This is a genomic window from Vibrio sp. 2-1-2a (assembly GCF_032648565.1).
Lineage (GTDB): Bacteria > Pseudomonadota > Gammaproteobacteria > Enterobacterales > Vibrionaceae > Vibrio > Vibrio diabolicus.
Genome location: NZ_WBOH01000002.1, coordinates 575,987 through 589,929 on the forward strand (window position 1 = coordinate 575,987; position 13,943 = coordinate 589,929).

General features: G+C 44.9%; 13 protein-coding genes. 3 read left to right on the top strand and 10 right to left on the bottom strand.

Features of this window, described 5'->3' with window-relative positions:
• The 7 genes from F7Y48_RS07295 to F7Y48_RS07325 form a co-directional block, all read right to left on the bottom strand.
• A complete protein-coding gene (locus F7Y48_RS07295) occupies nucleotides 1–1,269 on the bottom strand; it encodes a pilus assembly protein TadG-related protein (protein WP_048625933.1) in 1,269 nt (422 codons plus the stop codon).
• A gap of 25 nt (nucleotides 1,270–1,294) precedes the next feature.
• Nucleotides 1,295–1,519 (bottom strand): hypothetical protein, encoded by a 225-nt coding sequence (locus tag F7Y48_RS07300; RefSeq protein WP_012841463.1) that lies wholly within the window; start codon nucleotides 1,517–1,519, stop codon nucleotides 1,295–1,297.
• Nucleotides 1,520–1,532: 13 nt separating this feature from the next.
• Entirely contained in the window at nucleotides 1,533–2,996 is a 1,464-nt protein-coding gene (locus F7Y48_RS07305; protein WP_006742390.1) for a type II and III secretion system protein family protein, read from the bottom strand.
• A gap of 7 nt (nucleotides 2,997–3,003) precedes the next feature.
• Nucleotides 3,004–3,759 carry a Flp pilus assembly protein CpaB gene (cpaB, locus tag F7Y48_RS07310; RefSeq protein WP_006742389.1) on the bottom strand — a complete coding sequence of 252 codons (756 nt, stop codon included), beginning with the start codon at nucleotides 3,757–3,759 and terminating at the stop codon, nucleotides 3,004–3,006.
• Nucleotides 3,760–3,772: 13 nt separating this feature from the next.
• A complete protein-coding gene (locus tag F7Y48_RS07315) occupies nucleotides 3,773–5,086 on the bottom strand; it encodes a hypothetical protein (RefSeq protein ID WP_006742388.1) in 1,314 nt (437 codons plus the stop codon).
• A 61-nt stretch (nucleotides 5,087–5,147) separates the two neighbouring features.
• Nucleotides 5,148–5,636, bottom strand: a complete 489-nt coding sequence (locus F7Y48_RS07320) for a prepilin peptidase (RefSeq protein WP_041852894.1) — start codon at nucleotides 5,634–5,636, stop codon at nucleotides 5,148–5,150.
• Nucleotides 5,636–5,809, bottom strand: a complete 174-nt coding sequence (locus F7Y48_RS07325; RefSeq protein WP_316682985.1) for a hypothetical protein — start codon at nucleotides 5,807–5,809, stop codon at nucleotides 5,636–5,638. The genes F7Y48_RS07320 and F7Y48_RS07325 overlap by 1 nt, the downstream gene beginning before the upstream one ends.
• A gap of 336 nt (nucleotides 5,810–6,145) precedes the next feature.
• Between F7Y48_RS07325 and F7Y48_RS07330 the strand changes: the two genes are divergently transcribed.
• Together F7Y48_RS07330 and F7Y48_RS07335 are read left to right on the top strand one after the other, a co-directional pair.
• The gene (locus F7Y48_RS07330; RefSeq protein ID WP_006742387.1) at nucleotides 6,146–6,871 is read left to right on the top strand and encodes a helix-turn-helix domain-containing protein; all 726 of its coding nucleotides are present in this window, start codon (nucleotides 6,146–6,148) and stop codon (nucleotides 6,869–6,871) included.
• Nucleotides 6,872–7,019: 148 nt separating this feature from the next.
• On the top strand, nucleotides 7,020–8,711 hold the full coding sequence (locus F7Y48_RS07335; RefSeq protein WP_012841461.1) for an AMP-binding protein: 1,692 nt from the start codon (nucleotides 7,020–7,022) through the stop codon (nucleotides 8,709–8,711).
• Nucleotides 8,712–8,779: 68 nt separating this feature from the next.
• On the opposite strand, the gene F7Y48_RS07340 is transcribed toward F7Y48_RS07335, so the two are convergent.
• Entirely contained in the window at nucleotides 8,780–8,989 is a 210-nt protein-coding gene (locus tag F7Y48_RS07340; RefSeq protein ID WP_041852893.1) for a DUF1127 domain-containing protein, read from the bottom strand.
• Between the two features lie 98 nt (nucleotides 8,990–9,087).
• Between F7Y48_RS07340 and F7Y48_RS07345 the strand changes: the two genes are divergently transcribed.
• Nucleotides 9,088–10,038 carry a LysR substrate-binding domain-containing protein gene (locus tag F7Y48_RS07345; RefSeq protein ID WP_316682986.1) on the top strand — a complete coding sequence of 317 codons (951 nt, stop codon included), beginning with the start codon at nucleotides 9,088–9,090 and terminating at the stop codon, nucleotides 10,036–10,038.
• A 118-nt stretch (nucleotides 10,039–10,156) separates the two neighbouring features.
• On the opposite strand, the gene fusA is transcribed toward F7Y48_RS07345, so the two are convergent.
• Together fusA and radA are read right to left on the bottom strand one after the other, a co-directional pair.
• The gene (fusA, locus tag F7Y48_RS07350; protein WP_012841459.1) at nucleotides 10,157–12,247 is read right to left on the bottom strand and encodes an elongation factor G; all 2,091 of its coding nucleotides are present in this window, start codon (nucleotides 12,245–12,247) and stop codon (nucleotides 10,157–10,159) included.
• A 215-nt stretch (nucleotides 12,248–12,462) separates the two neighbouring features.
• Nucleotides 12,463–13,842: a DNA repair protein RadA gene (gene radA / locus F7Y48_RS07355; RefSeq protein WP_012841458.1), complete on the bottom strand. Its 1,380-nt coding sequence runs from the start codon at nucleotides 13,840–13,842 to the stop codon at nucleotides 12,463–12,465.
• Between the last annotated feature and the right edge of the window lie 101 nt (nucleotides 13,843–13,943).

Genomic DNA, 13,943 nt, shown 5'->3' on the forward strand with positions numbered 1-13,943 from the left:
TCAAGAGGCCCCGCTAAACGGATCTTTGTATAGATGGATACGGTAGAAGCCTTTATCTGTCGGATCCGTGCCAGTAGAACCGTTATTAATTAAACAATCATAAAGAAATTGCCCAAATACTGATGATTGACCTGAGTTACTGACTTTTTGTAGTAAAAAGAAGCAACCAAAGCCCAAAACATCAAAATCAGACTTACCTGTCGAGGCCGTACAATCTACGATAGGGATACGCAAAATCCGGCGTCCGTTCAGACCACCATCACCGGTATAACTACTGCCATCACAAGCACCACCGCTTTCACAAGAGCTTAGCTCCTGACGATAGTTGGCGTAATACAGGTCACCTGCGTACTCCGCATCGGTCTCAGCCAAAACATCGGGCTCTCTCACGTATTTGTCTGGTAAAACCGTTCCGTCATTTTTAATCGGTCCCGAAAAGTCGTTGAGCCTCACATTCAGTCCCTGTGCAACTGGACCTGCACTATTACCTGGTTTAGTCGTAACGGTATCGCCAATTGAGGCGCAACCGTTGTAAGCACCAGACAATGCATCACGAACTAAGGCTGCACCACTATTACCCGTTTCTTGCCCAAAATCGAGTAACTGAAAGTTCCCGGGCCCCATATCGGTGTTATTCTGATCCCCGACTTTCAGCTCATGCACTAGAGAAGGATCCATATCTACATTAGGGTCGTAACCCGGCGGACGATACCCCCATGCATCACTCACATCACCAGCAGGATCACCACACATGGCGATTGGCGTTAAATTACACGTATATGCAATAGCCGCACTCCGCCCTGCAACCGCACTCGCAGAGACCTCTTTATCAATCCCAAACAAACCACTCAGATACTGCGTTAGGCTAATATCGGTGACCGCTACGCGGACATAAATATCGTACTCCCCCAATGGCGGTGTAAAACTTGCTGCACTTACAAACGTCTGCATATCATGCGAGAATGTCACCGCTGTATTACTGTCACTAAACGTCAGCTCAGAATTTCCAGGCTCGGTTGATATTCCACTAAGCGTTGTTCTCACTGCTGTTTCAGCCTGATTCACATCCTCTGTCTTATCGGCAACGACAGCACCTGCAAGGGCCGCAGTATCGACCGCATTCTGTAAACGTGTTTTATTAAGAACTTGGTGGTTTAAATCAATACCAAACGCCGCAACGCCTAGCAGAATCAACAAAACCAAGCTTATCAACACTAAGGTAATCCCTTTCTGGGTTCGCCTTGGTGCTATATGCATATTCCTTCGCATAGCCCCTCCTAAGTGAACATATCACTTACTCATCTTTGGCTACCCCGTTGTTGTTATATACCTCTAAGCTAACTTGTGTACGCTCACCACTACCTTCCGGTAAATAACCCAAATTCTCATACCACGCTTCTGGATTAAGAGTTTGTTCAGCGCGCAACTGGCTAACCGAGATACCAAGCTCGGGGTCATTCGCACAGCCAAACAAGCCGAATGATGTGAAACAAATGGTCATTATCATTATGCTTTTCATCTTGCTCTCCCACTTATAGACTGTGCCCAAACTTGCCCTCAGAGCCACCTTCTGACGAACCGTATTGAATAAAGTTGTTGTTAGTATCTTCTTCGCTGATGTCGTTTAGCTGGTATCTATCAAAATCCAACTCAGCACCTTTACCAAGCAAATAGAACTCCACATCGTTCGGAGCCACAAAGCCATCCGTTGGCAGTGTGATTCGACGTCGATCGATTGGGGTTGCTAATCGAGGGGTGACCAGAATGACAAGTTCTGTTTCCCCTGAGGTAAACTCTTCACTCTTGAACAAGCGCCCCAAAACAGGTAAATCACTCGCTCCAGGTATGCCATCCGCGACATTGCGTGCGTTTTCACTCAATAAGCCTGCAATACCAATGGTTTGGCCATCAGCCAGCTCAATCGTGGTGCCAGCACTTCGTTTGGTGATTGGCGGAATAAAGAACGTGGCATTCACTTCGTTTGGATTAAACGTCAGCACACCTGAGTTGGAGATTTCACTCACATTGACGTTCAATTTGAGGTTGATTCTCTTATCACTCAAAATAAACGGAACGAAGTCGAGTTGAACACCGTACTCTTTATAATCGATGGTAATACCATCTTCATTTGGCACTGGAATTGGGAATTCACCACCAGCGACAAACTCGGCTTGCGTACCACTTAATGCGGTAAGGCTAGGCTCTGCCAACACTTTCGCCACGCCATTTTGTTTCGCCACATCAAGTGCGAAGGTAAACAAGGTATTGCTGTCGATAAACGACCCAAGAAAACCGAAATCTTCGACTGTTGGGACGTTCAAAATCGGTCCAATGCCATCAATACCGCCACCAGCAGTCGTACCGCCCCAGGTAAAGTCTCCACTTCTTTGGAAAAAGTGGAAATTTGAGTCAAAGCGTCTTACTAGTGTGCGCTGCACTTCGGCAACGGTCACTTCTAGCGTCACCTGTTGAGCCCCGCCAATAGAAAGTAGATTGATCACCATGCTGTCATCATCTTTAGAGCTGTCATCTTCTTCATCTGCCGCTTCACCTAAAGCGAAGGTTTCAGCAATTTTGACCGCAGTGTCCATGTTTTGCTGACTGCTGACCAAGCCTCTAAGTACCACTTTTTCTTGCGCACTGTGCACTTCGATATTTTCATCCGGCAAGAACTGATAAAGCTTCGACTTAAGCGTGTTTAGATCATGCGTGACTTCCACGTTAAACTGCTCAATTAACCGGCCTCGGCGATCCCACACCGACACATTCGTGGTACCTAACTTCTTACCAATAAGAAACAGCTCGTTCGATCTGAGCACTAAAATATCCAAGACTTCTGGATCCCCTAACGTCACTTTCTTCGCTTGGCCGGATATCATCAATTGGGTTGATTGGTGATGCGCAACGGTCACGACTTTTCCTGACTGCACCGTGGCTGCGTTAACAGACAAGCTGACAAAAAGTAACTGGCTAACGAGTAATATTATTGTTTTCATAATTCACCTAATTGCTGACTCGGACACTGGATGCCTGAGATCCCTTAATAATGGTCACACTAGGTCGTGGCGTGTATTTTCTTGCTACAACAGGTTTATCCACTTCATGAGGGTTGCGTAGAGCAAGTTGAATGTCGCCTTTGCTGTTCGCCGATAGGAGCTTTTCTGCCTCTTTCGGTGTTACTTCTAAAGTCACCGCACGCACAATAACGGGTTTGTTATCATTGGTTTTGGCTGTTTGGTCGACCGCAAGGACGTTGATGTTTTTAAGCACCGTTTTTGTTGTGGCGTTTTTACCTTGTCCATAACTCACGGTATTCAATACATCGACCTTATTGCCCGGTAACAAGAACCCAGCCACACCGATAACGTCATTAACACGAATGGTGATTGCTCGTTTGTTTTCAGGGATTAAAGCAGCAAGTGTCGCGCCCTCACCGGGCAATGCAAGACGATTCGAATTAACCAGCTCGCCCGCATAAATGGTATTGGCAACAATTCTTCCCAATGCCTGTTCTTGTACTTTTAGCGTTTCATCGTCTATCCAATCCACTTCCATGAGCTTAGTAGACAAATGTTTCTCAGATAGAATGGTCCCTGGCTCTAGTTCCATGGCGGCAACTAAAACTGGGTGTCTTTCGACCTCTTCTAACTCGACAGTTGGTTGGTTTCTGCCATCCATCCATTGTTTAGCGATCAACACGGCGGCAAGGCCGAAAACAATGGAGAGCAACAGCAACATGATGACTTGAGTCCGACTCATAATTTAGATCTCCCTATTCATCCACTGTGAAGTACAGTCCCCAGGCACGGGTTAAAATGTCTGATGAGACGACCTTCTCTTTCCCTTCGAACACCAAAATATCGCGGCTAATACCGAGTAAGTCTTTTGGTAAACAAGGGTAGTTGGCGACATCATTGTCGCGATGTAACTGACTTAACGTATCGAAAAACTCAGGCACAAGCGTCATTTGGTAATCTTTAGCAAGCGAAACCCAAAGCGCTTGATAATCTGTCAAACCAAGCGGTGTAAACTCGATCTTGTAACCCAAACGACGTAAAAAAGCGGGGTCTGCAATTTTGCTTGGTGCAAAGTTGGAGGAGAATGCCAGAGTGAGCATAAACGGCACCGTGACTTGTTGACCATTTGGCAAAGCTAGGTGGTCAAATAAGTACTCCATTGGAACGATCCATCTGTTTAGCAGGGCATCAACAGGCATTGACTGACGACCAAGGTCATCAATCACCAAGATTCCGTTGTTAGCCATCATTTGCAGTGGCGCAATCCATACACGATTATGCTCGCTGTGGTTTACCTCAAGCATATCCAATGTCAGCTCACCGCCCACTTGAATGTTTGGTCTTTCACAAAGAACCCAGCGTTTGTCGTAATGCGTTTCCAACTTAACGAAAACCTGAGAATGGGAGTTGTCTAAACGACGGTGATGATGCTCTGAGAACACTTTGATGATGTTGCCATCGGCATATACGGCATAAGGAATGAATACCGAAGTGTTCATTGCATTGAGCACTCTTGATGCGACGTAGCTTTTACCGGTACCCGCATGACCATACAGCAACAAAGCCCGCCCCGAGTTAATGGCTGGTCCTAAAACGGGTATCAAATGATCCGAACCAAACACGTCAGACAGCGCTCGCTCAACATCATTGCGATTAATAGGATGCTTGCGAAGATCTTGTCCCTCAACAACCGTCCAATATTCTTCCAAAGAGACGGGAACAGGACCGATATACGGATCTTTTCTATACGCAATGTCTGCTTCTGCAAGCCCAAGCTCAGTTAAACTGTAGCGCACGTTGGAATACGATGTACTCAACTTGTCTGATGCTGGCTGATAAACTTCTACCCAACTTCGCTTTCTTAACTGCGCCAAAGCAAGCTCGACAATATTCGAAACAATACAAAGCCGTTGCGTTAATTCGATTAAGTCACATTTGGGATAGGCAGACAGATGTTTCAACACTAGGTTTTCAACAACTGAAGACGGCACGCCAAGACCCTCGACAGACGAAGGCACCTTTGGTGGATTTATTTGTGGCACGAGTTTTTCCCAATACACAGAGCCCATCACACTTCCCCTCTTGAAGTTGCCTAGTCAACTGATGCTGCATGCCATTTTTTATTATTATTTAATGGGTGTAGGAGAAATAAGCTAATCCAATTACGATTATCGGCGCGAAAGGAATGACTAGCGGCTTATTAGACCTAAAGCCTGGTGTTACTTTTTCTAAGCAATACCCTTTTATCTGGTGTGATAGAGCAACACTAGTCGATGACACGTGTAACATTAGATAAAAAATGCCCACGATGCCTCCAGCAAGTATTATTCCAGTAGACGCTTCCCCAAGGTTACTCAGACCCAGCCATGCCCCTATGACGGCGAGCAACTTAACGTCTCCTCCAGCCATTACTTTGAACAGATACAGCGCGAAACACACTGCAAACGCAACCAACCCACCATATAAATGATCCAAGCCACTTGTTGCTGGGTTGTAAATTACGTTTGCAGTAACAGCAACCAAAAGCATAAGCACCGCTTTGTTTGGTATTCTGTGTTTCTGAGCGTCTGATACTCCAATCGCAATAAGCAATGACCAAATAACTAACTCGCTAACCATTACGAAGTGCTAATACGACCAGCTACTGAAGTGAACTTGTCAGACAAAGTCGTCCAGAAGCCTGAGCTCAAGAAAGCGGTAACAATCAATGCTGCACCTAGAATGTACTCCAAAAGTGTTAGCCCCTCTTCATCTTCCATGAAGTCCTTGATTAGATTGCGAAAGTTATCCATAAGATTATCCCCTTTATTTAACCAAATCTCGCTTGTCCATGACGCAGGTATCATATACACCCGAATCATGCTTAAACATTAGTCACCGAGAATTAGGGGGGTTAGGACTTTTTTGCCAAAGGTTGGTACTTTCTTGCCCACCTGTGCTTCAGAGCTAAAATGTATCAATAGTGAGACACTTTACTAAGATCTATGTGACACACTTCACACTTGCAGTATGACTATATAAGCCTAAGCTTAATAAACGAAAGGGTGAGGTCTGAAGCTCAAGGAATGAGGCTCGACTGACCTCAATACATACTAACGTTGGTGTAGTACGTACTGAGCGGGATTCATATGGATAGACTGACCAAAGCTTATTGGATTGGAGAGACTCTTTGCTCGCTGCCGGAATCACTTCGCTGTGAGTTTGATAAGAGCTTTGAGATTATGGACTGTAGCAAAGATATCTCTGTGCTTAGCGATAAAGAACACAGCTATTTCTTCTACTACATGACTTGCGATCATCGAGAGCACCTGAAAGGCGTCATCACGCTCTGTGAAAATCTCGACAAAAAACTGATCGTTATACATCCAACCGATATCGAGCCTCACTTACCGCCAAAGCATATTTGTGCGGAATATTATACGTTGAATGAAATCACCCTCCCGATTTGGCTATCACAGATAAAATTGAAATACTTTTTGCACAGCAAGGTCGACGAAGAACAAATTTCGGTCGATAAACTCTTTTCTCGAAGCGGAAAGTCGAATTTTTCTGACGTGGTTCATTACATCGCCAATAATGTCCATAAAGACCTAAGGGAAGAGGAAGCTGCTGCGCTTTGTCACTACTCACCGAACTACTTTTCCAAAGTATTCCATCGCAAAGTTGGTATGTGCTTTCGTGATTATGTCACTGCGAAACGCATTTCATTAGCAAAGAAAATGCTCGTTGAAAATGAATCCATGAAAATTGCCTACATCGCTTATCAGTGTGGATACCGAGATGTCTCTTACTTTTCTCGAATTTTTAAGAAAAAAACAGGCCTGTCCCCAGCGAATTATCGGCAACAGTTTTAGGCGCTATTAGTACCGACTTTAGGGGTAACTAACGCTATCCTCCCCACATATTTCATCAAAATGCATTCCCGTGTCGTTATTTAACATGCTAAAGTTAACAATGCGTTAACAATTATAAATACAACGAGAAGACATGGAGTCACTAAAAATGAATCAGCCGAATCTAAACAGCGCTGCTGGTTGCGCTCTCCCACCACCAAATGAAATGATTCTCAAATGGGCTCAAGAGCGTCCAAATGAGGTCTATCTAAAACAAATTATTAACCGACAATTTGTTGAATACACGTTCGCTGATGTTGCCGATCAAGCCTTAAAACTCGTCAGTGCACTACGCAACCTCGGAGTACAGCCTGGCGACAAAGTGGCGTTAGTGTCTAAAAACTGTGCAGAGTGGTTTATTTGCGATCTTGCGATGATGCTTGGCGATTATGTCAGTGTGCCAATCTTTCCTACCGCGGGCGCGGACACCATCGAATACTGTGTGACTCATAGTGAAAGTAAAGCGCTCATTGGCGGAAAACTTGATGATCCTAAAGCAACCCAGCAAGTCATTGATGCAATGCCGGAACTCATTAGTATCGCGCTCCCCTACGATACTGCGCCAAAATGTCAGTACGAATACCAAGCACTCATTGCCGATGCAATGCCAAGTGAAGAGCGTCCACAGCACTACGACGATAAGCTAATGTCTTTGGTGTATACCTCAGGTACGTCAGGATTACCGAAAGGTGCGATGCTGACCTACGGAGCGTTTAACTGGTCAGTACAACAACTGATAAACCATATCGGTATTCAAGAAAATGATCGTCTATTTTCTTACTTACCTTTGGCTCATATTACAGAGCGCGTCTACATTTTTGGCTCATCCATCATGGGTGGTGTACCAACAGCATTTCCAGAATCATTGGATACCTTTATCGAAGATGTAAAAATGCACCGCCCGACTCTGTTTATCTCAGTCCCGCGATTATGGACGCTATTCCAACAACGTATTCAAGACAAACTTCCACAGAAGAAGCTCAACATTCTGTTGAAAATCCCATTCGTCAATTCTCTGATCAAGAAAAAGCTCGCAGAGGGATTGGGGTTGGATCAGGCTCGAGTATTAGGCTGTGGCTCTGCCCCGGTATCACCAGCACTGCTGGAATGGTACCACTCTGTAGGGCTCAATATTACTGAAGCTTGGGGCATGACAGAATCATTTGCTTATAGCACGCTCAACTACCCATTTAGAGCTGACAAAATTGGTAGTGTCGGTAATGCTGGACCAGGTATTGAGTTAAAAATCGCTGACGATGATGAAATCATGGTGCGTGGCAAAGGGCTATTTTCTGGCTACTACAAAAATGACATTGCCACCCAAGAGTCTTTTGATTCAGAGGGCTGGCTACACACAGGCGATATCGGCTCTATCGACTCAGATGGTTACCTAACCATTCAAGGCCGTAAAAAAGATAACTTTAAAACCGCCAAAGGTAAGTTTGTCTCTCCAGTTCCTATCGAGAAAAAACTTTTCGAATACAGTCGCGTAGAGATGATGTGCCTCATCGGTTTAGGGCTACCAGCCCCGATTCTTTTGGTTGTGCCACATGATTTTCCTAACTTTGATCGGGAGCGGTACGCACGAACCACCCGCAAAGTCATTGCAAAAATGAATCAAGAACTCGCCTCTCATGAGCAAATCAAAGGCGTATTAATGATTAAAGAGCCTTGGAGCATTGAAAATGGCGTATTGACGCCAACACTCAAAATTAAACGTCATGTGCTTGAGCAAAAGTATCATGAAATTGGTCACAACTGGCCGAAAGGTGAATTGGTTGTGTGGGAAGAAGACTTATAGCCTTGTCTGCACTCCTCAATATCATTGGGGAGTGCAGTTTAATTCTGAGCTTGAATCAAACTCATAAACTACTCTCTCCAAAACGGCTTCCTCACTTCACTATTAATCTCCTTTTCATCTAATCCTATATCGTCCCAAAGATGTTCTGGTAACTCTCTCAAGTGACGACGTGTCTTGTAGTTTCTTCTCCAACTAGCAAGTTTAGAATAAATTAACTGTAATCCGGTCTGATGGTCAGCTGGTAAAGTGCGCTCACAAGTGTGTGTCATGTTTTCCATGTAACCAACTCCTATAACAATGTTGACCAGTTAATAATCGGAGACTACGCTGATATCCTCAAACGATAGAATCTGCCATTGAGTTAAGGAAAACTAATGTGAAAGATCGAATGCCTCCTTTACAGGGCTTGTATTACTTCTTCGTTGCAGCAAAGGAAGGAAGCTTTAAAACAGCGGCAAAAGAATTGTTTGTTACACCAGCTGCCATTAGTCAGCAAATTCGTCATCTTGAAGAGTTTTTAGGAACGGACTTATTTGTTCGCCAGCACAGAAAAATCGTGCTCACACCAGAGGGAGAGCTGCTGTTTACTCAGGCAGAAAGAGGGTTTGCACATTTGCAGCAAGGGGTTAGATTGGTTAATCAAGATCCTAATCCTAACCACCTTTCGATATCAACACTCCCCTCTTTCGCTCACCATTGGTTGGTGCCGAAAATTACGGCTTTTCGTCAGCGTCATCCTGATATTGCCCTATTACTAGAGCCCACAAATGATCTCGTCTCTTTTCAAGATAGTCAGATAGATTTGTGCGTTCGCTACGGATTAGGAAAATACCCAAATTTAGAATCGCAGTGGCTGATGGACGAAGCCTTTTACCCAGCATGTCATCCGATGTATCAGAAGGAACATGGCATCTATAGCATCGAAGATTTAAGCAAAGCAGAGCTCATCGAAGACGTGTGGCCCGATCTCGACTGGAACATGTGGTTAGCAAGACTTGGACACTCTGCGGCAAAGCCCGCTTTAAAATACAGTGGCTCACACTTAGTGTTAGAAGCTGCGTTATCACTACAAGGCGTAGCGCTCGTCAAACACAGTTTAGCTCATCAATATTTCCGTTCAGGCAAACTGGTCCGAATTGGTGATATAGCCATTAAACCCAAATTTGCGTATTACCTGTGCGCTCCAAAAGGCTACTTAAAGCGACCTAAAGCCCAATTGTTCGCACAATGGTTGAGAGAAGAAATAGAAACATTTGAAAAGTCAGTGATACCAGATTTTAAAACCATCGACCTCAATGTTAGTAATACTGGCTCAGCTTCAGAATAGTCGGTAAACAACACCAAAGACGTATATCAGCGAAACACAAACGCGCTGTGTATAAGCGGTTAGATACAAAAAGCCCCGCACTAGGCGGGGCTTTCAAGTTATAGAGTTAACTTAAGAATTACTTCTTAGCGTTACGCTCTTTAACGTCAGCAATTACTTGCTCAGCAACGTTTGCTGGACATGGTGCGTAGTGTGAGAACTCCATAGAGAACTGACCACGACCAGAAGTCATTGTACGTAGAGTACCGATGTAACCAAACATTTCTGATAGAGGTACATCACCCTTGATACGTACGCCAGTAGACGCAGCTTGTTGGTCTTTGATCATACCACGACGACGGTTAAGGTCACCGATTACGTCACCAACGTGATCTTCTGGAGTGAACACGTCAACTTTCATGATTGGTTCAAGAAGTTGCGCGCCAGCTTTAGGCATAGACTGACGGAATGCGCCTTTAGCAGCGATTTCGTAAGCGATTGCTGAAGAGTCAACTGCGTGGAAACCACCGTCGAATAGTTCAACTTCAACGTCTAGAGTAGGGAAGCCAGCTAGAACACCGTGCTCCATCATTGACGCAAAGCCTTTCTCAACTGCAGGCCAGAATTCTTTAGGTACGTTACCACCAACAACTGTTGACTTGAACGTGAAGCCAGAGTTTGGCTCACCTGGTTTGATACGGTAATCGATCTTACCGAACTGACCAGAACCACCAGACTGTTTCTTGTGCGTGTAGCTGTCTTCGATTGCTTGAGTGATAGTTTCACGGTAAGCAACCTGTGGAGCACCAACTTCTAGCTCAACGCCGTAAGTACGCTTAAGGATATCTACCTTGATGTCTAGGTGAAGTTCACCCATACCTTTCAGGATAGTTTCGCCTGAATCTTCATCAGTCTCAACTTGGAATGATGGATCTTCTGCAACCATTTTACCGATCGCGATACCCATCTTCTCAGAACCGCCTTTATCTTTAGGCTTAACTGCGATAGAGATTACTGGATCTGGGAAGATCATTGGCTCAAGAGTACATTCGTGCTTAGGATCACATAGAGTGTGACCAGTTTGAACGTTCTTCATACCAACTACAGCGATGATGTCACCAGCTTGTGCTGAATCGATCTCGTTACGCTCGTCTGCGTGCATCTCAACCATACGGCCGATACGCTCTGTTTTACCAGTTGCAGAGTTAAGTACTGTGTCACCTTTCTTCATCTTACCAGAGTAGATGCGGATAAAGGTTAGAGCACCAAAACGGTCGTCCATGATCTTAAATGCAAGCGCACGTAGTGGCTCGTCTGCAGATACAGTCGCAACTTCACCAGTTGGCTCACCAGTCTCTGAATCAGTTAGAGGCTGTGGATCAACTTCTGTTGGAGATGGTAGGTAATCAATTACCGCGTCAAGAATAAGTTGGATACCTTTGTTCTTGTACGCTGAACCACAGTAAGTTGGGAAGAATGCTAGATCACGAGTACCTTTACGGATACAACGTTTGATGTCTTCTAGAGATGGCTCTTCGCCTTCTTCTAGGTAAGCCATCATTAGATCTTCGTCTTGCTCTAGAGCAGTTTCGATTAGCATTTCACGGTATTCAGCAGCTTTTTCTACCATGTCTGCTGGAATATCTTGAACTTCGTAGTTCTCTGGCTGGCCAGACTCATCCCATACGTAAGCTTGTTGGCTTAGTACGTCTACAACACCTACGAAATCTTCTTCGATACCGATAGGTAGAGTCATAACTAGAGGTGTAGCACCTAGTACGTTTTGTACTTGATCTACAACTTTGTAGAAATCTGCGCCCATACGGTCTAGTTTGTTAACGAAGATCAGACGTGATACGTGTGATTCGTCAGCGTAACGCCAGTTAGTTTCTGACTGAGGCTCAACACCACCAGAACCACAGAATACACCGATACCACCGTCAAGTACTTTTAGAGAACGGTAAACTTCGATAGTGAAGTCAACGTGTCCAGGAGTATCGATGATGTTTAGACGGTGATCGTTCCAGAAACAAGTTGTTGCTGCAGACTGGATTGTGATACCACGTTCAGCTTCCTGCTCCATGAAGTCAGTTGTAGTTGAACCGTCGTGTGTATCACCGATCTTATGGATCTTACCAGTTAGCTTTAGGATACGCTCTGTAGAGGTAGTTTTACCCGCGTCTACGTGAGCAAAAATACCAATGTTTCTGTATTTTGATAAATCAGTCATTGTCTTACTCTGTTAATAAGGTATAAAGTGCGCGCAGAGTATATCACATTCTGTCAATACTGATACCCTTGCGTGCGGATGGAAGAAAAAAAATTTTAACGTGAAATTTCCGTCCCCAAAGCATAGTCAAACACAGCAATTTATGTACTTTATTCGCATTTTATTGAGGACGGATAGAACAGTTTGTGATTACACAAATACCATTCTTATGAGCATTACAGCTCGTCAAAAGCCTCTATAGCTTCCGACAATTTCTTAACGCCGTGAATTTGCATGCCAGGAATGCCGCCTTTCGGCATGTTTGCTGCAGGCACAATGGCTTTCTTGAAACCATGTTTGAACGCTTCATTCAAACGTTCTTGCCCACTTGGCACAGGACGGATTTCGCCTGCAAGCCCGACCTCACCAAAAATAACCACATCTTTGGGTAGTGGACGGTCACGAAAACTCGATAAAAGCGCCATAACTAACGCAAGATCGGCACTCGTCTCCGTCACCTTAACACCGCCAACCACATTAACAAAGACATCTTGGTCTGCCATTTGTAAGCCACCATGCTTATGCAACACAGCGAGCAAAAGTGATAAGCGGTTCTGCTCCAAACCGACCGCAACACGGCGAGGGTTTGCCAATTGCGAGTAATCCACCAACGCTTGAATCTCTACTAATAGAGGACGCGTACCTTCCCAAACCACCATAACAGAAGAACCTGATGTTTCTTCTTCACCACGAGAAAGGAAAATCGCGGATGGGTTACTCACTTCTTTCAACCCTTGGCCTGTCATTGCAAAAACACCGAGCTCATTCACAGCGCCAAAGCGGTTTTTATGACTACGCAATGTGCGAAAGCGGCTATCAGTACCACCATCAAGCAGCACTGAACAGTCTATAATGTGCTCAAGAACTTTAGGGCCCGCAAGGGTACCATCTTTTGTTACGTGACCAACAATAAATACCGCGACGTTATTCTGTTTTGCGTATCGTGTCAGAGCTGTCGCAGATTCACGTACTTGAGCAACACTGCCCGGTGACGATTGAACATCTGAAACGTGCATTACCTGAATCGAGTCAATCACCATAATGCGAGGTTGCTCTTTTTCGGCGATTTGGCAAATTTTGTCGACGTTCGTTTCCGATAGCATTTTTAAATGATCTTTCGGCAAGCCTAGTCGAGAAGCACGCATCGCCACCTGCTGCAACGATTCTTCACCTGTTACATAGAGCGTTGGCATTTGCGCAGACAAACTACACATGGTTTGCAGCAGCAAGGTGGATTTACCCGCGCCAGGGTTACCACCAATCAAAATAGCGGCGCCGGGTACAACGCCCCCACCTAATACGCGGTCAAGTTCTTTAAACCCACTGGTGAAGCGTGGCACTTCCTGCAGATCAATTTCGGATAACGTTTGAACTGTTGCTTCTGTTGCGGAACCAGCGTAGCCGGATAAACGTTCATTACGAGCAACCGTTGGCGATGCAGCGATACGGACTTCTGTTATCGTATTCCACGAACCACATGCGTTACACTGCCCCTGCCAACGGGGAAAGTCCGCGCCACAATCATTACAAACATACGCTCGTTTTGCTTTCGCCATGATGCCTCGATTTTTTCTACAAATGTGACTAAGCACAGCCAAGTCAGACCTTAACTGAAATGAACTATTGATATACTTAAGTTTTACTTCGCTTAGCCGAT

Coding starts and splice junctions, on each gene's coding strand:
- F7Y48_RS07295 (WP_048625933.1), bottom strand. CDS start 1,269: ATGCGAAGGAATATGCATATAGCACCAAGGCGAACCCAGAAAGGGATT.
- F7Y48_RS07300 (WP_012841463.1), bottom strand. CDS start 1,519: ATGAAAAGCATAATGATAATGACCATTTGTTTCACATCATTCGGCTTG.
- F7Y48_RS07305 (WP_006742390.1), bottom strand. CDS start 2,996: ATGAAAACAATAATATTACTCGTTAGCCAGTTACTTTTTGTCAGCTTG.
- cpaB (WP_006742389.1), bottom strand. CDS start 3,759: ATGAGTCGGACTCAAGTCATCATGTTGCTGTTGCTCTCCATTGTTTTC.
- F7Y48_RS07315 (WP_006742388.1), bottom strand. CDS start 5,086: ATGGGCTCTGTGTATTGGGAAAAACTCGTGCCACAAATAAATCCACCA.
- F7Y48_RS07320 (WP_041852894.1), bottom strand. CDS start 5,636: ATGGTTAGCGAGTTAGTTATTTGGTCATTGCTTATTGCGATTGGAGTA.
- F7Y48_RS07325 (WP_316682985.1), bottom strand. CDS start 5,809: ATGGATAACTTTCGCAATCTAATCAAGGACTTCATGGAAGATGAAGAG.
- F7Y48_RS07330 (WP_006742387.1), top strand. CDS start 6,146: ATGGATAGACTGACCAAAGCTTATTGGATTGGAGAGACTCTTTGCTCG.
- F7Y48_RS07335 (WP_012841461.1), top strand. CDS start 7,020: ATGAATCAGCCGAATCTAAACAGCGCTGCTGGTTGCGCTCTCCCACCA.
- F7Y48_RS07340 (WP_041852893.1), bottom strand. CDS start 8,989: ATGGAAAACATGACACACACTTGTGAGCGCACTTTACCAGCTGACCAT.
- fusA (WP_012841459.1), bottom strand. CDS start 12,247: ATGACTGATTTATCAAAATACAGAAACATTGGTATTTTTGCTCACGTA.
- radA (WP_012841458.1), bottom strand. CDS start 13,842: ATGGCGAAAGCAAAACGAGCGTATGTTTGTAATGATTGTGGCGCGGAC.